Here is a 19598-nt window from a genome sequence, read left to right as displayed (position 1 = left end):
GTGAGTTATATGGCAATTTCATTTAAAAATTTTCAATTAAAACCATTTATTTTGGAAGCGATAGAGAAGAAACACTTTACAGAACCAACAGAAATTCAACAAAAGATCATTCCTCAAGTTAAAACTGGACGTAGTGTAATCGGTCAATCGCAAACAGGGTCAGGAAAGACTCATGCATATCTAATTCCGACAATTAATACATTAGATCCATCTTTAGATCAAGTGCAATTAGTAATAACTGCTCCAACTCGTGAATTAGCGACTCAAATTTATAATGATGTTCAAGCGATCATTGAATGTTGTCCAGAAGATGAGCAATTAACTGCAAAAAACTTCGTTGGAGGAACCGACTACAAACGTACTGTTGAAAAACTAAAAAAACAGCCACATATCGTAATCGGTACTACTGGACGTATTAAAGATTTAGTAAACGATAATGTATTATTAGTTCATACTACGAAGTATTTAGTAGTGGATGAAGCGGATTTAATGTTAGATATGGGATTTATTCATGATGTGGACCAAGTTGCATCAAAAATGCCAAAGAAACTACAAATGCTTGTTTTTTCAGCGACAATTCCTGAAAAGCTTAAACCGTTTTTGAAAAAGTATATGGAAAATCCTGAACATATTCATATTAATCCGCAACAACTTTCAGCTCAGAAAATTGAACATATTATTGTTCCAAGTCGCCATAAAGACAAAGTTAAAATGGCTAAAGATATTTTATTAAGTTGTCAGCCATATTTAGCAATTGTCTTTACAAATACGAAGAAAAAGGCTGAAGAAGTTGCTACTCAATTAGCATCATATGGCTTAAAAGTTGGTCAAATTCACGGAGATTTAACTCCTCGTGAACGTAAAAAAATGATGAAGCAAATTCAAGATTTAGAGTTCCAATATATTGTTGCTACTGACTTAGCTTCCCGAGGGATCGATATTGAAGGTGTAAGTCATGTAATCAATATCGAACTACCAGCAGATTTAGACTTTTATGTACACCGTGTAGGACGTACAGGGCGTGCAAACTTCTCTGGAACTGCTATTACAATTTATGATCAAGAAGATGAACAAGCATTAGACAAACTTCAAGATCGTGGAATTACATTTGAGCATCGTGAACTTAAAAATGGTGAATGGGTTGATTTAGGACCGCGTTCAAAACGTAAGCTACGTAAAAGAACTGATCGTAATTTAGATGCAGTTGCTGGTAAAGCAATTAAAAAGCCATCTAAAGTTAAACCTGGCTATAAACGTAAACTGAATGAACAAAGAGAATCATTTAAAAATAAAGTGAAAAGAAAAACGAGTAGATAGTTTGAAAAAAGAAAGGAAGAATATTCCTTTCTTTTTCTTTTACACTTTAAGAAGTATAAATTGGCAACGAGAAGTTAATTCGACGTGGTAGCCAATTTTAGGAATAAAGTATAAGTGCAACTAAACCTCTGTCTTCGCCTAAGCCTTGCCAATCGGAAAGTTTTCTTTATAAGCAGGCGAACAATTTAACATGATTGATTTTCATGTTAAAATGGTAAGTATGATTAATTAAGGTAGGAGCTGAAAGAATGTTACGAATAGGATCTCATGTTTCAATGAGCGGTAAAAAGATGTTTTTGGCCGCTAGTGAAGAAGCTGCAAGCTATGGTGCTAATACATTTATGGTGTATACAGGTGCGCCTCAAAATACACGTCGTAAAGCAATTGAAGATTTAAATATTGAAGCGGGTTTAAAACATATGGCTGAAAATGGAATTGCTGATATAGTTGTCCATGCACCATATATTATCAATATTGGCAATACGACAAATCCAGCTACATATGAATTAGGTGTTGAATTTTTACAAAAAGAAATAGACCGTACAGCAGCATTAGGAGCAAAACAAATCGTATTACATCCAGGTGCTCACGTAGGCGCTGGTGAAGATGCTGGAATCGACAGAATTATTCAAGGTTTAAATGAAGTATTAACAGCTGAAACTCCAGTACAAATTGCGCTTGAAACAATGGCTGGAAAAGGTTCAGAATGTGGTAAATCATTCGAAGAAATAGCGAGAATTATGGAAGGTGTACACTACAACGATAAATTATCAGTTTGTTTTGATACATGCCATATTAATGACGCTGGTTATGATATCGTTAATGATTTTGATGGTGTCTTACAGCAATTCGATCACTTAATTGGGATCGATAAAATAAAAGTACTTCATATTAACGATAGTAAAAATCCAATGGGAAGTCGAAAAGATCGACATGAGAACATTGGCTTTGGGTCGATTGGATTTAAAGCATTAAACTATATTGTTCATCATCCACAACTAATGGACATCCCTAAAATTTTAGAAACTCCATATGTTGGTGAAGATAAAAACAACAAGGTACCACCGTATAAATTAGAAATTGTAATGTTACGCAATCAAGAATTTAACGAAAACTTAATTCAAGAATTATTGAAAGCTTAATTCAAAGAACCAGTTCATTTTAAATAATGGGCTGGTTTTCTTTATTTTCTTATTGGACTGCAAATAAAATCTGGAAATCGCAATTAAAATCGGTAAAACTGCAATTAAAATTAGAGAATCGCAAATAAATTTAGCAAAACTGCAATTAAATTCCTAAGAATCGCAAATAATATCCAACATTACCCATACCCCTAGAAGTATAACGACTTGGAAATCAGATAAAAGTAGATACCTTTAAATGAATTCTAGCAAATATGCTCTTATTCTTACTTAAGTGAATAATAAACTGTTAATTATTTTTAAATTATCAGTTACAAATAGAAAGCAATATAATGATATACCCCTAATAGCACTAGTAATAAAAAAAGGGCACCCATAAGTCAGTTAATTCGACTTATGAGACAGCCCCATTCAATCTAGTTTATAATTCTATTTCTACAACCTTCTTTAACTTACTATCCAAATATGAAGCAATTATTTTTCCATCAATAATTCTTTTCACAGTGACAACATTACTAACTAATTCGTGATCATGTTCGTCTAAGTGCATTAATTTAATATAGACCACATGTGCCTTGTCACGTTCGATTAAACTACTAGCGATATTAAGAGCTAAGTTATGGCTTAAATCATCCATATGAAACATGTGTTTGAATTTCACTTCGTCATCTGTTTCTTTGTCTAAATAAATTATTTCATAATGTAGCTCATGCAAATCCATATTAATCCCTCTCATTTCGTTTTAAAATAGTTAGGTGATTCTTTGTATGAGCATTATATGATTTGTGAAATGAGTAGAGTTATAAATTAAAGCTTTTTAATGAACATTTAAACCAAGCTTAAGTTAGCTTTTGAAAAATAATATCAACTTGTTGTGCAGTGGCTTTAGAAGTAACATTTGCAATTTGGGAAAGAATTTGCTTTTTATGTTCAGCGTCATAAATATTATAATTTTTCCCGTTTAATATTGCAGCCACTTTATTGGCTTGATCTGGCGTAATATACACTTGATATTGCTGGCTTAATTTTAATAAATCCTTTGGTGTTATACTATTTACCTTTTTATTTATGAGTGTTTGGATAATATTCATTCTGAACCTCCTCTTGGGTGAAATATTTCATCAATAAATTTTATGAAGGGTTGTTATAAATAATGAGCATAGGACACTAATCTCAATTGATTTTTCAAAACTATTATGGATAACAGTGGGAGGCAGTGCAAAAAACTGTACTGATTTCACATGGAGATTCAGAAAAAAATAAAAGACACTCCTATTCGCGGTATCTTATAATTGGATCATTGAGGCGTCGTAAAGCGGATTATTTGAACAACTCAATTAAACTATTAAAATAGAAAAGCTTGAATTCATGATAGAATTCAAGCTTAATTGTTTACTATTAGTGGATTGCTTTCTTCTTAAACTTTCCACCTTTGACATCTGCTATATTTCCGATTGCTACAAAGGCATTTTCATCATAGTCTTCAACAATCGATTTTAATTTTGCTTCTTCAAGTCTTGAAATGACTGTAAAGATGATTTTTTTATCTTCACCCATAAAGCCACCTTCGCCATGAAAATATGTAACACCTCGACCTAATCGGGCATTTAATGCATCACCGATTTCTTTATCATTATCACTAATAATCCAAACAGATTTAGTATCCTGGAACCCTTCAATTGTTAAATCAATTGTTTTAAATGCTACATAATAGGCAATTAATGAATACATAGCATTATCCCATCCGAATACAAATCCTGCACTTCCGAGAATAAATACATTAAATGCCATAACAACTTCACCAATTGAAAAAGGTGATGATTTTGTTAAAAGTATTCCTATAATTTCAGTCCCATCAAGTGAGCCACCATTACGAATTACTAAGCCTACGCCAATTCCTAAACCTAATCCACCAAATAATGCAGCTAGTAAAGGGTCATTAGTTAAATGAGGAATGTCCTTAAAAAGAGAGGTAAATACTGAAAGTACAGTGATACCAAATAAAGTTGAGATAGCGAATGTTTTACCGATTTGCTTATAACCTACTATTACAAAAGGTAAGTTTAACAAGAATAGAAAAATACCGAGATTAATCGAAGTAATATGGGAGAGGATCAAAGAGATACCTACGATTCCACCATCAATGATATCAGTTGGAATAAAGAATGCTTTTAAGCAAGCTGCCATCAATGCAGCTCCTAGTGTGATAAAAAACCCCCGTCTAATAATTTTAAAGTTTGAAAGCTTACGATGTGTAATTGCGTTCAAAAAACCACCTCTTTATCTATATTTATATGATAATTGTAACACATTGTATTTTTTGTCACAAAGTGATAAATCTTATTTATTAAAAATACATTAAAAATCCACTGAGGAATTAAGGGATTTAAAGTTTTGATACAGAAGAAATGAATTAAAAAACTAATAATATTTTGCCGAGTTTTCTTTGTTTACAAATAAGAAGTATTCTCTTATACTAAGAACTTGAAGTAAAACGTAATTATTCCTAAATAGATGAAGGTGTTTTAATAAATGAGTCAAGATATCATAAAAATTGAAGATTTGTCTTATAGCTATGAACGTCAAAAGGTATTAACAGACATTAATCTTCTAGTAAAAAAAGGAGACTTTTTAGGTTTAGTTGGTCCAAACGGTAGTGGCAAATCAACTTTACTAAAATGTATATTAGGTATCCAACAACCAGATGAAGGAAAAATAGAGATATTCGGTACAGATATTCGAAAAATGAAAAGTTGGGATAAGATTGGTTATGTATCTCAAAAAGCGAATAGTTTTAACTCTGGATTTCCAGCATCGGTTTTTGAAGTAGTATCATTAGGTCTTGTTTCTAAAATTGGATTGTTTAACGGTTTTAAAAATTCGGATAAACAAAAAGTCGCTGAAGCGTTGAAGTCAGTTGGAATGTATGAATTTGCAAATCGTAATATCGGCGAACTTTCAGGTGGACAACAACAGCGTGTCTTTATTGCACGAGCACTTGTAAGTAATCCAGAACTATTAATACTCGATGAACCAACCGTTGGGGTAGATGCTGAAAATGTAGAAAGCTTTTATCAATTACTTAGCGATTTAAATACTAAGCTTGGTATTACTTTATTATTAGTTTCTCATGACATTGGCATTATTACGGATAAAGTATCACATGTTGCATGTTTAAATAAAAGACTACACTTCCATGGTAGTCGAGATAAGTTTAAAGATGCTACTGAGAAGGATTTGTCTCTTCTATATGGCCATTCTGTGCATGTATTATCTCACAATCACGAGAATGGAGGAGATCGAATATGATGGATTTCTTTCATTATGATTTTCTGAGAAATACATTAATCACTGGTATGATAATTGGAGTTATGGCTCCATTATTAGGTGTATTTGTTGTATTTAGAAGATTATCACTTATTTCTGATGCATTGAGTCACGTGACTTTATCAGGAGTTGCAGCAAGTCTTTTACTTGAAAAGTTTTTCTTTACATCAGGCTTTATTAGTCCTTTATTTATGGGGATGACATTTTCAGTTGCAGGAGCATTTTTAATTGAAAAACTAAGAAGTGTTTATAAACATTATCAAGAGTTAGCAATTCCAATCATTCTTTCAGGAGGAATGGGATTAGGTGTCATTTTAATATCACTAGCTAATGGATTTAATACAGATCTATTTAGTTATTTATTTGGTAGTGTTAGTGCTGTGTCACAAGAAGATTTAATTACTGTCATAATTATAGCTGTATTTGTAGTAATATCTATCATAGTACTTTATAAAGAATTGTTCCTATTATCATTTGATGAAGAATATGCAGTTGCTTCAGGTATTAATGCAAAATGGATTCATTATTTGTTTATCTTATTAGTTGCTTTGGTAGTATCCATTTCTATGAGAGTTGTAGGTGTTTTATTAGTATCATCTCTAATGACTTTACCAGTAGCAGCGAGCATACGAATTTCGAAGGGTTTTAAGCAAACAATTATCTTTTCTATTATTTTCGGAGAGTTTTCAGTTGTTGCAGGTATTTTGCTTTCTTATAATTTAAATCTCGCGCCTGGTGGTACGATTGTGATCCTGCAAATCCTTATTCTTATTTTTACTTTAAGCTTGAAGAAATTAAGAACGAGACAAAGGTAGTGATTAAATGAAATTAGCAGATGCATCAAAATTACTAAAAGAAAGAGGCTTCAAAAATACGCCTAAACGATATGATATGCTTGAATATATTTTTAGGCAAAATAAATATGTAACTGCAAGAGATATTCAACAAGCATTAAAAGATAAATACAAAGGACTTAGCTTCGATACGATTTATCGTAATTTATCAACATTTATTGAGGTTGATGTAGTGGAAGTTACAGAACTAGATGGTGAAAAACGTTTTCGATCGAAGTGCTCTTCCTCAGAGCATCATCATCATTTTATTTGTTTAGATTGTGGTAATACAAAAAGTATTTATAGATGCCCTATGGACAATTTATCTGTTGATTTACCTGGTTATACAGTACAAAGTCATAAATTTGAGATATACGGTCTTTGTCCAGAATGTAGTTGAATTCTATCCACTTTAGAGAGTACACTTGTACTCTCTATTTATTTTAGGTATAAGTATATGTTACATAATTTACCAATTTCGTTTATACTTTAATTAGAAGTGAGAAATTATTTTAATGCACTTAAAATAAGAAAGGAGTAAATGGTATGGCTATAGGAGATTTAATCTTTCAGTTGATTGTATTTTTAATACCAGTTGCTATTATTATTTTAGTTGTATTTATTTTTCGTTCCAGTAGGAAAAATAGGCTTCAAATGCAGAGGGTTGAAGCAAAACTTGATAAGATAAACGAAAACTTAAAAAAAGATCAGTAGACTATCAAGTTATTGAAACAAAAAACTTGATAAATAAGCAGCAAAGTATACTAGCTTATTTCAACATTCTCAAGACAATATAATATTGTCTTTTTTTCTTTTATAAGGTATAGTAAGTTTCATCAAATGAGTTTAAATGTTTAAACGTATAATCTTAATCTTGATTAAATGATAAAAAATATAAGTGGGAAGAGTAGGGAGAAATAACGATGAAGTCAAATGAGACTGTATTAATTACAGGTGCATCCGGAGGAATTGGTAAAGAATTAGCTATTTTATTTGCAAGGGATGGATTCGATTTAGTCTTAGTAGCAAGATCGATTGATAATTTAATGGAAGTAAAAAATGAAATTGAATCAATGTCGAAAGTAAAGATTCATCTATTTTCAAAGGATTTATCTAAGGAAGAGGAAATAGTTTCTTTACAAAGGGAATTAAATGCGGAAACTATTCAAGTTGATTATTTAGTGAATAATGCTGGGTTTGGATTATTTGGGGAGTTTGCAACTACAAATCTAAACGAAGAGTTAAATATGATTGATTTAAATATACGTACAGTAACACATCTTACAAAATTGTTTTTAAAAGGGATGATTGATCGAAATAAGGGTGGAGTGATGAATATTGCTTCTACTGCAGCATTTCAGCCTGGGCCATTAATGGCTGTTTATTATGCTACAAAGTCTTATGTTCTTTCTTTTACGGAAGCACTTTCGAATGAAATGAAAGGAACAAATGTTAAGGTAACAGCTGTTTGTCCTGGTGCAACAGAAACGAATTTTGGAAAACGTGCTAATATGCATGAATCAAATCTATTCCAAAGTGGAGTAGGGAATGTAAAAGATGTTGCTAAAGTAGCATATAGGGGATTTAGAGATGGAAAAACAATTGTGATTCCTGGTATGACGAATAAAATACTAGCAAATTCTGTTCGATTCATGCCAAGAAAATTAGTTACGAACGTTGTAAGGTATATCCAAAGAAGAATATAATTTTTAAAACGACTCGGACATAATTGGCCGAGTCGTTTTTTGCTGATAAATTATGTATAAATTTTAACTAAGAATTTTTTAGAACATGGAAGTTTAGAACGATGTAACAAGCAATCTGTTCAAGAATAGATAATTAATAAATGAAATTATTGCTGCCCGGCAGGGTGTGTAAATACTTGAAAAAGTACGCCAAATTTATCTACTACTTTACCATAACATGGGCTAAAACCAGCATCTTGTAATGGTAACTCTACTTTGCCACCTTCTGAAAGGCCTTCAAAAAATCGTTTTGAAATTTCAATTTCATTTGTAGAAATACAAATTGTTACTTGGTTTCCACTTTGGAAAGGGTAACCAGGATAAGTATCTGAAAGCATTAATACTGATACTCCGATTTGGATCGTTGCGTGCATGATTAAATTATTAGCATCAGACGGTATCTTTCCTTCTGAATCCTCTCCAACTTCTCCATAAGTTTGACTTAATAATACCTTTGCATCAAGTGCTTTTTCATAAAAATTGATTGCTTCTTGAGCATTTCCATCCATGATTAAATAAGGGATTAATTCTAATGACATGTTCCACTTCACTCCTTGTTTAAATATTAATTTTGTTAATTTGAAAGAACTTAAATATTCTAAAACGCTTGTCTATCCTTTACCATATTCTAATCGATCCATATCTAAATTATAAAATAAAGAACATACGTTTGCGATATTGACTATTTCAAAGTTTTTCGACATAAAACGGGAACTTTTGTTCTTTTTTTATTTGTTATTTTATCCGTTAAATAGAGGGGAATTACCTCGATTGTTGAATAGTATGCATTAGGGCAAGATGTTTAATAAACTTATAGCCTAGGAGGCTGAGTGGTTTGCAGGAGCTCAAAAAATATAGAAGAAATGTCTTCATATTATTGTTTGTTATATTTATTTCATTTATAGGACATTTTGCGAACTCATTGCCAATTGTTAGTAGAAGAATCTTAGAAGGGATTTTTTGGCTTTCGCTAATTAGTTGTTTTGGAATTATAACAAATGGAGTAATTAAGTTTAGTCAAAAAATCGGTAAATTAGCATACTTCTTTGTTTTAGGTAGTTTAATTAGTGCGATTTTTGCATTTACAATCGAAACTTTAAATACAATAAAGGTTATATCATTTTATATTTATTATATTTGTCTTTTTGCGAGCTTAATTACTGGTGTAGTAGCAATTATAAAAGAAGAAAAAGGGTTAGCAAAATTATCGGGATTTATTTTAATGTTCTTTTTTGGACTAATTTTTGTGTGTACTTTTATTGTGTGGAATATAAATGGAGCGCAATATTAAACGTCAAACTGCTTGCCAAGCACTTGTAATCAGTCTGACAATCTAGTTTAAATACTGCTATTAATTTTTCCATCTAGAAATAGATGGTTTTTTATTTTAACGTTTTTACTATTTAAAAAAGGTATTAAGTTACATTTATAGAATAGGTGAGATATTGATTGAATTACCCATTTCCAATTAGAGATAGCGAAACTTAAATTACAGAATGATTATGGGGGACAGATATGAATAAGATGTTATGGAATTCACCTGAAAACTTGAAAACATTACTATCAGAATTAGTAAGCTGGAAAAGTATAACGCTAACAGATGGGGAACGGCAATTTCCTATTAATTTATTTAACAAGCTATCAGCTTTACAATATTTTAAAGATTTACCAAATCAACTGAAGTTACATGATTCAGATAAAGGTCGTAAATTTTTAACTGCATTGTATAAAAAGCCAGATGTAAAAGATACGATTTGTCTTATAAGTCATTTTGATACGGTAAATACAGAAGAATATGGTGAGCTTGAACATTTGTCTACCAAAACAGAAGATTTAACAAATGCTTTTCATGAACGGCTAAATGAATTATCAAAAGAAGTTCAAAGTGATTTGAATTCTGGTGAATATTTATTTGGTCGTGGTTCGATGGATATGAAAATGGGACTTGCGATGCATATGAGTCTTATTGAGAAAGCTAGTATTGAGGAATGGCCAATTAATCTTTTATTATTAACTGTTCCTGATGAAGAGGTAAATTCGGGTGGAATGCGTGACGCTGTCTCAACTCTTGTAAATCTTCAGGAAGAATATGATTTGAATTTTAAATTATTTTTAAATGGTGAGCCCGTATTTTCACAAGAACCAGGTGATCCAAAGTATTATATTTACTCTGGTACAATAGGTAAAATAATGCCAGCCGCATTATTTTATGGTAAAGAAACTCATGCTGGAGAACCATTAAGTGGCATAACATCTCCATATATTGCATCTTTTTTAACTAGAAAAATGGAGTGGAATGAGGAGTTTCAAGAGATTGATTTTGGTGAGAAAACTCCGTTACCTGTTACATTACAGCAGAAGGACTTGAGGTTAGAGTATTCGACTCAAACACCTTTTCGTTCATGTGCGCTATACAATGTGTTTTTAATGAAAAGAAATGCTTCTGAAGTTTTTAATTTGTTCGAAAAAGTAGCACAAGAAGCTGCTGAAGAATGTAGTTTTGAATATGAAAACATTTGTAAAAAACAAAATGTAAATCCAGTAGGGAAAGTAAAAGTTATCCAATATACAGACTTGCAGCAATATGCTATTAAGAAGCTCGGTGAGGATTATGTGTTGAACCTTAAAAAAGAAATTCATTCGCACAATGAATGGGATGATCGTGAGAAGTCATTTAGAATTGCAGACAATTTAATGATTGAATGTCAGGAGCTTGCACCTGCTATTATCATTTTATTTGCACCACCTTACTATCCAGCAATAAATTCTACTGGAGATAAGTTAGTGGAGAAATGTATTCAATTTTCTTCTGAGCTTGCTAGTAATCAGTTTAATTTACCCGTAAAACGTATTCACTATTTTAATGGAATAAGTGACTTAAGTTATGTTAATTACAGTGATTCGCTTGGCGGATGGACAGCATTCGAGTCGAATACACCAGTATGGGGAGATAGTTATACTCTACCTTTTAGTTTAATGGAAAAATTAAATGCGCCTGTGTTAAATATCGGACCGTTCGGAAAAGATGCGCATAAGTTAACTGAGAGGTTACATATGAGGAATGCATTTGAAGAAGTACCTTTTATAGTAGAAGAAGTGATTCATATGATTAGTAAAATGAAATAAGAAAAATAAACCTTCTAATATAGAAGGTTTATTTTTTTTAGTATTCTATTTCTTCAATATCCTTTGGCTGAGGAAGTGGTTGGTTATTTTGTTTGCTCTGATTTATATTATTTATTTCGTCTTCTCTTCTTTCTCTTATAATGCTGTTTTGCTTTTCGCGATTTTTCAATTTATTTGCTCCCTTCACTTCGATTACAGTTAATTTGTGCAAAAATAACTAATTTATTAGAAGTTTAAAGACATGGCCAAATCGTTTAATCTTTAATTTCTGCTTTTTGATTAAATAGATTATTAAAAATTGATTGCCACTCATCTTGACTTTTTATTTCAGTTATACAGATTCTATGATTTTTGGTTACTTTTAATTGGTGATCTGATAATGAAATTCTTCCTTCTTTCGTTAATAAGTTGACGATTTTATATTGGGTGAAAATTGTTTCATTACTAGTTTGAAAGTAATTAAATTGATCTTCGAATTGTTGGAGCTGTTTTGGAATAATTGAAATGAATAGTAAATCCTTCCAAGTTCCATTGAATTTTTGAAGGATGAAATTCGAATCGTCTTGTTCAATCATTCGATAGGATCCGTTTGGATCTGAGTATTCATAATGGTCACGAAGCAAGAGTGGTTTTAAAAAACCGCCACCAATTCCTACGTCTGCGAGATAGTTTTGTTCGTCAATTTTTACTAATATAGATAAATGTGAGAATTCGGGATTCCAACACTGTTTTTCTTCATTCCAAAATTTAGTTGAAATAAAAGATACATTGAAACCTAATTCCTGTAGGACTGAAAAAAGTAATGAATTCGTTTCAAAACAAATCCCACCACGCTTACCTGTAGCTATTTTTTTCATAATTTCAGAAGGATTCATTGAGAGCGGTATTTGAGAAATAATATCGATATTTTCAAATGGAATTGAAAGTAAATGGTGCTTATGAATTTGTTTTAATGAGGAATATGAAATTGTTTGGGTTTTATTTAAACGGATGTGTTTAAAATATGACTCGATTAGCATGAAATCCTCCATAAAATGTAATGTAAATAGTAAATATAATGAGTATACAATGAGGATTGTATAAAAAGTGAATAAAAAGGAAAATAATTTGAAATTATCTAAAAACATAGTTGACACATAGGAATAGTGTGTTTATTATTAAGCTTATATAAAAAATCAATATGGCTGATTGGAAGACCAAAGGCCCTTAACTATTTTCATTAGTTAAGGGTCTTTTTGTACTTTAAAAAGGATAAATTGGCGGCGATGAAGTGTACTCGGTGTAACTGCCAATTATAAGAATATAAGTGCAACTACGTCTCTGCCTTCGCCTAAAAGGCTAGGCAATCGACAAGTTTTCTTTACATTTGTGCCTTAAAGGGGAGATTTTAATGTGTTGAAGTGTAGAGATGGGTACAAATAAAATCGGAAAATTGAAATTGAGAGGGGCAGATCATTGTGGGGGCAAAGAAATGGATTATTAGCTCGGTAGTTGTTGTATTGGCAGTTTCGGGAGTATTATATGCGACCTTGAAGGATGATAAATCGAAGGCTACTAATACTGAAGCAGCAAATAAAAATGTGGAATTGTTAAATGTTTCTTATGATCCAACTCGTGAATTATATGAAAATTATAATAAAGCTTTCAGTAAATATTGGGAAAAAGAACATAACCAAACTGTAACAATTAAACAGTCACATGGTGGTTCTGGAAAGCAAGCTAGGGCAGTAATCGACGGTTTAGATGCTGATGTAGTTACATTAGCTCTTGGATATGATATTGACTCGATCAATGAAAAGGCACAACTACTATCTCCTAATTGGCAAAAAGAATTTAAATACAATTCAACTCCTTATACATCAACAATTGTATTTTTAGTAAGGAAAGGAAATCCGAAAAATATTAAGGATTGGGATGATTTAACGAAAAAAGGAGTTCAAGTAATTACTCCAAATCCAAAAACTTCGGGTGGTGCAAGGTGGAATTATTTAGCTGCTTGGGGCTATGCAGACAAAAAATATAATGGTGATGAGAAAAAAGTAAAAGCGTTTATGAAGAAATTATATAAAAACGTTCCAGTATTAGATACTGGCGCACGTGGTTCAACAACTACATTTGTTGAAAAAGGAATTGGAGATGTATTAATTGCATGGGAAAATGAAGCATTACTTTCAGTGAAGGAATTAGGTGAGGGGAAATATAATATTGTATATCCTTCGATTAGTATTCTAGCTGAGCCACCTGTTGCGGTTGTTGATAAAAATGTGAAGGAAAAGAAAACTGAAGAAGTGGCAAAGGCCTACTTATCTTATCTATATAGTAAAGAAGGTCAAAAAATCATTGCAGAAAATTATTATCGTCCGAGAGATAAAGAGATTCTCGCTAAATATAGTGAACAATATCCTAGCCTGCCATTATTAACAATTGATAAAGATTTTGGTGGATGGAGTAAAGCTCAATCGAAGCATTTTGATGATGGTGGAGTATTTGACCAAATTTATCAATAATACCTAATTGGAAAATAAGGAGGACATTGGACTTTATTGGGCGTTTTACTAGCGCTTAAGCCAAGTCTTCTTTATTTGATTTTTATTTTAAGGAGGATTGACATAATTTGTTTAAGAAGCGGAAAAGAATCCTACCTGGATTTGGATTAACCTTTGGATTTTCAATATTATATATAAGTTTTTTTATTTTTCTGCCAGTATCGATGCTGTTCTTACATTCTTTCGATATAGGTTGGTCAAAATTTATAAAAATTGTTAGCGAACATAGAGTACTAATGTCTTATAAAGTTAGTTTTGGAACTGCCTTTATTGCGGCGATTATTAACGCAGTTTTTGGTTTATTAGTAGCTTGGGTGCTTGTTCGTTATCGTTTTCCTGGAAAACGAATTGTAGATGCATTCATTGATTTACCTTTTGCATTACCGACTGCAGTTGCTGGTATTACTTTAACAACATTGTATTCTCCTGAAGGTTGGGTTGGAAGATTTTTCTCTTTCAAAATTGCTTATACACCACTCGGGATTATTGTAGCTCTTACATTTATCGGGTTACCATTTGTAGTTAGAATGGTTCAACCTGTTCTTGAAAATTTTCAAAAAGATGTTGAGGAAGCAGCGGCAAGTCTAGGTGCAAACCGTTTTCAAATTTTTTGGAAGGTAATTTTTCCAGGGATTTTACCAGCATTATTGACTGGATTTTCTTTAGCTTTCGCAAGATCTTTAGGTGAGTATGGGTCTGTCGTGTTTATTTCGGGAAATATGCCAATGAAGACTGAAATTACACCCTTGTTAATAATGACAAAATTAGAACAATATGATTACTCGGGTGCAACTGCACTTGCAGTTGTGTTACTAGTAACTTCTTTCTTACTCTTATTGATCATTAGTATTTTTCAAAGATACGCAAATCGTGCTTTTATTCAAGGGGGTAAGGGTTAAGAATGGAAAGAGAATTTAAGATTGAAAGAAAAATAGAAGTTAATGTTAGTACTGAGAAAAAAGCAAAATTGAACGGCAATACGTTTCCAATCATTTTAATTAGTATTGTCATACTTTTTTTAGCGATATTTTTATTTCTTCCATTAGTTTCAATTTTTATAAAGGCTTTACAAGATGGTTTTGGAGTTTATAAAGAAGCGATTGTAAATGATGAGACATTAGCAGCAATTAAATTGACTTTTTTGGTAACGATTATTACGTTACCACTTAATGCGATTTTTGGCGTTTCAATTGCTTGGGCTACAACGAAATTTAATTTTAAAGGAAAAAATATATTAGTAACGTTAATTGAACTACCTTTTGCAGTGTCGCCAATTGTAGCTGGATTTTTATTTGTTCTATTATTTAGTCCCAATAATGGGGTTTTTGGTGGTTGGTTAAAGGAACATAATTTGAAAATCATTTTTTCAACCCCAGGAATTGTTCTAGCAACAATTTTTGTCACATTGCCTTTTGTAGCGAAAGAATTAATTGCGGTTATGCAGGCTACAGGGAGTGCTGAAGAAGAGGCTGCACTTACTTTGGGTGCGAATGGATGGCATATTTTTTGGAAGGTGACACTTCCGAAAATTAAATGGGGACTATTGTATGGTGTAATATTATGCAATGCAAGAGCGGTTGGAGAATTTGGTGCTGTATCAGTTGTATCTGGACATATTCGCGGAGAAACAATTACTATGCCACTTCATATTGAAAATTTATATAATGAGTACCATTTTCCTCAAGCATATACAGTTGCGTCACTCATGTCCATTTTTGCGATTCTGACATTAGTTATTAAAAATATAATTGAATGGAAAGTTCTAAAGGAAGAAAAACAATAGGAGCGGATTGTATGTCAATTAAAGTTTCAAATGTAATAAAAAGTTATGAAAATGAAACTGCCTTAAAAGGAATTGATTTAAATATAAAAAAAGGGGAATTGGTTGCTTTATTAGGTCCCTCCGGATCGGGTAAAACAACATTGCTGCGTATAATTGCCGGTTTAGAAAATCCAGATTTGGGTGAAATATTTTTTGAAGATCAGGATGTAGCAAATGTGCAGGTAAAAGAAAGAAATGTAGGATTTGTATTCCAGCATTATGCTTTATTTCAGCACATGACGGTTTTTGAAAATATTGCTTTTGGTTTGAAGGTTAGACCAAGAGCAACACGTCCGTTAAAACGAAAAATTAATGAGAAAGTAATGGAATTACTATCTTTAGTAAAATTAGAAAGCTTTGCAAATCGATTTCCTTCTCAATTATCAGGTGGACAAAGACAGCGTGTTGCATTAGCTAGAGCATTAGCTGTTGAACCAAGTGTTTTATTATTAGATGAACCATTTGGGGCATTAGATGCAAAAGTTCGAAAGGATTTAAGAAGATGGTTACGTAAACTCCATGATGAAATTCATATTACGAGTATATTTGTAACACATGATCAAGAGGAAGCACTTGAAGTTGCAGATCGAGTTGTCATTATGAATGGCGGGACGATTGAACAAATCGGAACACCTGAGGAAGTATACCATACGCCAGCAAGTCCGTTTGTTTATGATTTTCTTGGCAAAGTAAATTTATTTCATGGAAGGATAAATAAGGGGAGTTTAATAAGTGGAGGATTAGAAATTCCATTACCAGAATTAGTTGAACAAGAACATAAAGAACATAAAGAGGTTACGGGATATGTTCGACCTCATCAAATTACAATCGAAAAATTTGAAACAAATCAAACTTCGATCAGTGCAATCGTAACCCATATTCATGCTGTAGGACCTATCGTATATGTGGAAGTCCTACGGGAAGATACAAATGATTATGTTGAAATTGAACTCATGAACGAATTATTTTACGAACTAAATATTCAACTTGGAGAAAGGGTTTTTGTCCGTCCTAATGAATTGAAGGTATTTATTCCTCAAGATTATTCGATTTGACAAGATAAGAAAAAAATAAAAAGGTTAAGGAGCAGTGTCCTTAACCTTTTTTGATTAACCTTTTGCTGCTTCTAGTTCAGCTAGTTTTTCTTTGGCAATGATGTCGATTTCACGTTTTAGTTCTTCAACCATTGTTGCTTCAGGTACTTTACGTACGATTTCCCCATGACGGAAAAGTAATCCTTCACCACGAGCTCCAGCAATACCGATGTCTGCTTCGCGTGCTTCACCAGGACCGTTTACTGCACATCCAAGTACGGCAACCTTAATTGGTACTTTTAATGTTGAGATGTACTCTTCAATATCATTCGCAATACTAATTAAGTCAATTTCGATTCGACCACATGTAGGGCAAGAAATTAATGTCGCAGCGTTTGAAGATAAACCGAAAGATTTAAGTAATTCTCTTGCAACTTTTACTTCTTCAACTGGATCTGCGCTTAATGAGATACGCATTGTATTTCCGATCCCTTTACTAATGATTGCACCTAAACCAGCGGCACTTTTAACTGTACCAGCAAACAATGTACCTGATTCAGTAATACCTAAATGTAAAGGATAATTGAATGCTTTTGAAGCTTTTTCATATGCCTCAATTGCTAGGTTTACATCAGATGCTTTCATCGATACGATGATGTCATGGAAATCTAAATCCTCAAGAATTTTAATGTGATGTAATGCACTTTCAACCATTCCATCAGCAGTTGGGTAGCCATACTTCTCTAAGATTCGTTTTTCTAATGAACCAGCATTAACACCGATACGAATCGGAATTCCTTTAGCTTTAGCAGCATTTACTACTGCTTCAACTTTTTCCTTACGACCAATATTACCTGGATTAATTCTTATTTTATCTACTCCGCCTTCAATTGCTTTTAAGGCTAATTTATAATCAAAGTGTATATCTGCAACAAGTGGTATGTTAATTTGTTTTTTAATATCAGCGATTGCATTTGCAGCTCTTTCGTCTGGTACTGCAACTCGAACAATCTGACATCCAGCTTCTTCAAGTCGTTTAATTTCTGCAACTGTTGCTTCAACATCGTGTGTTTTTGTCGTTGTCATACTTTGGATTGAAATTTCATTTGCTCCACCAACAACTACATTACCTACTTTAACTGCACGTGTTTTACTTCTATGTGTAATTTCGTTCACGAGTAACTCGCTCCTTCAAAAATAACTTTATTTCTATTTTGTATAAATCTACATTATCATATTTTCTTCATGATTACTCATTTTATCAACTGGTTCTAAAGAAATATATCACAAATTTTATTTTTGTGAAGAGTAAATTGGGAATTTATATGATTTTCCACTTTGAATTTTAGTAGGTAAAAGTCCATTGTTTAATGCACTAAAATCTTTTGTAATTTGGCTAATTGGCTGGTTAAAATCAGGGTTAAGGTTTTCGATAATTCCTAAAACAGTGTCACCGTTTTTGACTTGAATTTTTTCATATTTTGGAAGTGAGGTTTCTTTTGTTTCTGATTTTGTTGCTTTTGCCACAGTAGCAATATGTTTAGTTGGGATCGTCCCTACTTGAAGGTCAAAGAATATTATATAAGCAAGCAATAAAGAACCTAGTAAAAAAGCTATTTTTTTCATTAATCATCACTCCTTTTGTAGACTATATGCTTGTCCACAACGAATATTCCTACTAGGAGCTTGGACTAATAAATATTTTAGCAAAAAAAAAGAAGTGTGAAACACACTTCAGTAAACATTATTTTTTAGATGGTAAATTTTTAATTGTTAATGTGTACATAGCAACTGTTAATATTATAAAAATTAACGTTTGGAATGAAATATTTACTTTCAATAATCCTAGCAATAAATAGAGAACAGTAGGTAGTGTTAAACTATACGAAACAATTGCAAAGCGTTGTCTAAAAGGCAAGTGCTTAGTCGACTTAAATAAAGATGCTATAAACGCTAATAATGTAGCAATTATAAATATAGAGATACTATAACCTAAATAAAATAAGAAAAATAACGCGATTAAGACTACTGGAAGTGCTTCTTTTATATTTTCAATAAATTTTGAAACGTCCGCTTTATTTATTACTCTTGATTTTAATGAAGGGTAAGGGAAATCTTGTTCGCCTTTTTCATTTTTCATTATTATTCTATTTTTTAATACAACAAATGCATACTGTTCATTTTTTAATTTTGTAGGTATAACTGTTTCCTTTGGATAAAAAGCATATTTATACTCGCCGATATTTCGTTCGAATGGCGTATTGTCGTTTATTGTTATTGATCCTTTGGTTAAAGTAATTGATTGAATATTATCTTTAAGCAGATCAGAAACATTATTGACCTGAAGCTTCACATCTTTTACTAATGAAAAGAATCCAGGAAGAGTATATAAAATTGCTAGTAGGAAAAGAAAAATGATTGTTTTACCGATTTTTTGGAGTCTATATCTTGATATTGTTTTTGGAGAGTATAAACTAAACCAAAATTGTTTAAATATATTCATAAACTCATCCTTTCTTATTTAATGTTATTTCACTTCCCGAAATTTATTATGTAGCTTTCGGGCTATTTTGTATATTATAATCTTTTTTTTGTAATTGAATATTAAACTTTAATTAAAATGATAAGAGCAAATAAGAAGAGGAAGACAATGGTTTTAGGATCGTATTTAAGTTTGGCTTTACATCTCGATAAAACAATTTATTT

General features: G+C 31.9%; 22 protein-coding genes. 13 read left to right on the top strand and 9 right to left on the bottom strand.

Annotation, left to right across the window (positions count from 1 at the left end):
- Window positions 1–9 precede the first annotated feature (9 nt).
- Both V5E38_RS13545 and V5E38_RS13540 read left to right on the top strand, forming a co-directional pair.
- Window positions 10–1317 carry a DEAD/DEAH box helicase gene (locus V5E38_RS13545; RefSeq protein WP_499210386.1) on the top strand — a complete coding sequence of 436 codons (1308 nt, stop codon included), beginning with the start codon at window positions 10–12 and terminating at the stop codon, window positions 1315–1317.
- A gap of 248 nt (window positions 1318–1565) precedes the next feature.
- The gene (locus V5E38_RS13540) at window positions 1566–2459 is read left to right on the top strand and encodes a deoxyribonuclease IV (RefSeq protein ID WP_499210385.1); all 894 of its coding nucleotides are present in this window, start codon (window positions 1566–1568) and stop codon (window positions 2457–2459) included.
- 421 nt (window positions 2460–2880) lie between these two features.
- On the opposite strand, the gene V5E38_RS13535 is transcribed toward V5E38_RS13540, so the two are convergent.
- The 3 genes from V5E38_RS13535 to V5E38_RS13525 all read right to left on the bottom strand — a co-directional run bounded on the left by V5E38_RS13535 (window position 2881) and on the right by V5E38_RS13525 (window position 4727).
- Window positions 2881–3180 (bottom strand): hypothetical protein, encoded by a 300-nt coding sequence (locus tag V5E38_RS13535; protein WP_088010998.1) that lies wholly within the window; start codon window positions 3178–3180, stop codon window positions 2881–2883.
- Window positions 3181–3298: 118 nt separating this feature from the next.
- Complete coding sequence (locus tag V5E38_RS13530; protein ID WP_097974270.1) at window positions 3299–3550, bottom strand: DUF2624 family protein; 252 nt, start codon at window positions 3548–3550, stop codon at window positions 3299–3301.
- A gap of 307 nt (window positions 3551–3857) precedes the next feature.
- Window positions 3858–4727: a YitT family protein gene (locus V5E38_RS13525; protein ID WP_069034159.1), complete on the bottom strand. Its 870-nt coding sequence runs from the start codon at window positions 4725–4727 to the stop codon at window positions 3858–3860.
- Window positions 4728–4991: 264 nt separating this feature from the next.
- Between V5E38_RS13525 and V5E38_RS13520 the strand changes: the two genes are divergently transcribed.
- The 5 genes from V5E38_RS13520 (at window position 4992) to V5E38_RS13500 (ending at window position 8325) form a co-directional block, all read left to right on the top strand.
- Window positions 4992–5768 (top strand): metal ABC transporter ATP-binding protein, encoded by a 777-nt coding sequence (locus V5E38_RS13520; RefSeq protein WP_097974272.1) that lies wholly within the window; start codon window positions 4992–4994, stop codon window positions 5766–5768.
- Window positions 5765–6601 (top strand): metal ABC transporter permease, encoded by an 837-nt coding sequence (locus tag V5E38_RS13515; RefSeq protein ID WP_097974274.1) that lies wholly within the window; start codon window positions 5765–5767, stop codon window positions 6599–6601. Before V5E38_RS13520 ends, V5E38_RS13515 begins: the two co-directional genes overlap by 4 nt.
- A gap of 7 nt (window positions 6602–6608) precedes the next feature.
- Window positions 6609–7019 (top strand): Fur family transcriptional regulator, encoded by a 411-nt coding sequence (locus V5E38_RS13510; protein ID WP_069034156.1) that lies wholly within the window; start codon window positions 6609–6611, stop codon window positions 7017–7019.
- A gap of 146 nt (window positions 7020–7165) precedes the next feature.
- A complete protein-coding gene (locus V5E38_RS13505; RefSeq protein ID WP_499210384.1) occupies window positions 7166–7333 on the top strand; it encodes a DUF4083 family protein in 168 nt (55 codons plus the stop codon).
- A 209-nt stretch (window positions 7334–7542) separates the two neighbouring features.
- Window positions 7543–8325 (top strand): SDR family NAD(P)-dependent oxidoreductase, encoded by a 783-nt coding sequence (locus tag V5E38_RS13500; RefSeq protein ID WP_499210383.1) that lies wholly within the window; start codon window positions 7543–7545, stop codon window positions 8323–8325.
- A 146-nt stretch (window positions 8326–8471) separates the two neighbouring features.
- On the opposite strand, the gene V5E38_RS13495 is transcribed toward V5E38_RS13500, so the two are convergent.
- Window positions 8472–8903, bottom strand: coding sequence for a VOC family protein (locus V5E38_RS13495; RefSeq protein WP_499210382.1), 432 nt, complete (start codon window positions 8901–8903; stop codon window positions 8472–8474).
- A gap of 296 nt (window positions 8904–9199) precedes the next feature.
- On the opposite strand from V5E38_RS13495, the gene V5E38_RS13490 reads away from it, so the two are divergent.
- Both V5E38_RS13490 and V5E38_RS13485 read left to right on the top strand, forming a co-directional pair.
- Complete coding sequence (locus V5E38_RS13490) at window positions 9200–9655, top strand: hypothetical protein (RefSeq protein ID WP_097974281.1); 456 nt, start codon at window positions 9200–9202, stop codon at window positions 9653–9655.
- Window positions 9656–9879: 224 nt separating this feature from the next.
- The gene (locus V5E38_RS13485) at window positions 9880–11490 is read left to right on the top strand and encodes a M20/M25/M40 family metallo-hydrolase (RefSeq protein WP_499210381.1); all 1611 of its coding nucleotides are present in this window, start codon (window positions 9880–9882) and stop codon (window positions 11488–11490) included.
- Between the two features lie 37 nt (window positions 11491–11527).
- Here V5E38_RS13485 and V5E38_RS13480 read toward each other — a convergent pair whose 3' ends face one another.
- Entirely contained in the window at window positions 11528–11659 is a 132-nt protein-coding gene (locus V5E38_RS13480; protein WP_286133454.1) for a hypothetical protein, read from the bottom strand.
- An 85-nt stretch (window positions 11660–11744) separates the two neighbouring features.
- Window positions 11745–12509: an arylamine N-acetyltransferase family protein gene (locus V5E38_RS13475; protein WP_499210380.1), complete on the bottom strand. Its 765-nt coding sequence runs from the start codon at window positions 12507–12509 to the stop codon at window positions 11745–11747.
- A gap of 435 nt (window positions 12510–12944) precedes the next feature.
- Between V5E38_RS13475 and V5E38_RS13470 the strand changes: the two genes are divergently transcribed.
- From V5E38_RS13470 to V5E38_RS13455, 4 genes are all read left to right on the top strand, one after another.
- Complete coding sequence (locus tag V5E38_RS13470; RefSeq protein ID WP_499213579.1) at window positions 12945–13997, top strand: sulfate ABC transporter substrate-binding protein; 1053 nt, start codon at window positions 12945–12947, stop codon at window positions 13995–13997.
- 107 nt (window positions 13998–14104) lie between these two features.
- Window positions 14105–14935 (top strand): sulfate ABC transporter permease subunit CysT, encoded by an 831-nt coding sequence (gene cysT / locus V5E38_RS13465; RefSeq protein ID WP_499210379.1) that lies wholly within the window; start codon window positions 14105–14107, stop codon window positions 14933–14935.
- Window positions 14936–14937: 2 nt separating this feature from the next.
- Window positions 14938–15819 (top strand): sulfate ABC transporter permease, encoded by an 882-nt coding sequence (gene cysW, locus V5E38_RS13460; protein WP_499210378.1) that lies wholly within the window; start codon window positions 14938–14940, stop codon window positions 15817–15819.
- 11 nt (window positions 15820–15830) lie between these two features.
- Window positions 15831–16913, top strand: coding sequence for a sulfate/molybdate ABC transporter ATP-binding protein (locus V5E38_RS13455; protein WP_098566179.1), 1083 nt, complete (start codon window positions 15831–15833; stop codon window positions 16911–16913).
- Between the two features lie 54 nt (window positions 16914–16967).
- Here V5E38_RS13455 and ispG read toward each other — a convergent pair whose 3' ends face one another.
- From ispG to V5E38_RS13440, 3 genes are all read right to left on the bottom strand, one after another.
- Window positions 16968–18068, bottom strand: coding sequence for a flavodoxin/ferredoxin-dependent (E)-4-hydroxy-3-methylbut-2-enyl-diphosphate synthase (gene ispG, locus V5E38_RS13450; protein ID WP_499210377.1), 1101 nt, complete (start codon window positions 18066–18068; stop codon window positions 16968–16970).
- Window positions 18069–18185: 117 nt separating this feature from the next.
- Window positions 18186–18518 (bottom strand): protein YqfZ, encoded by a 333-nt coding sequence (gene yqfZ / locus V5E38_RS13445; protein WP_499210376.1) that lies wholly within the window; start codon window positions 18516–18518, stop codon window positions 18186–18188.
- A gap of 118 nt (window positions 18519–18636) precedes the next feature.
- Complete coding sequence (locus tag V5E38_RS13440) at window positions 18637–19395, bottom strand: DUF1189 domain-containing protein (protein WP_499210375.1); 759 nt, start codon at window positions 19393–19395, stop codon at window positions 18637–18639.
- Window positions 19396–19598 lie beyond the last annotated feature (203 nt).

Origin of the sequence: Rossellomorea sp. GAMAL-10_SWC (genome assembly GCF_049568075.1) — a bacterium.
In the GTDB taxonomy this organism is placed as follows: Bacteria; Bacillota; Bacilli; order Bacillales; family Bacillaceae_G; genus Gottfriedia.
The sequence above is the reverse complement of the archived record's forward strand: the minus strand, read 5'-3'. Positions and strand labels throughout refer to the sequence as shown.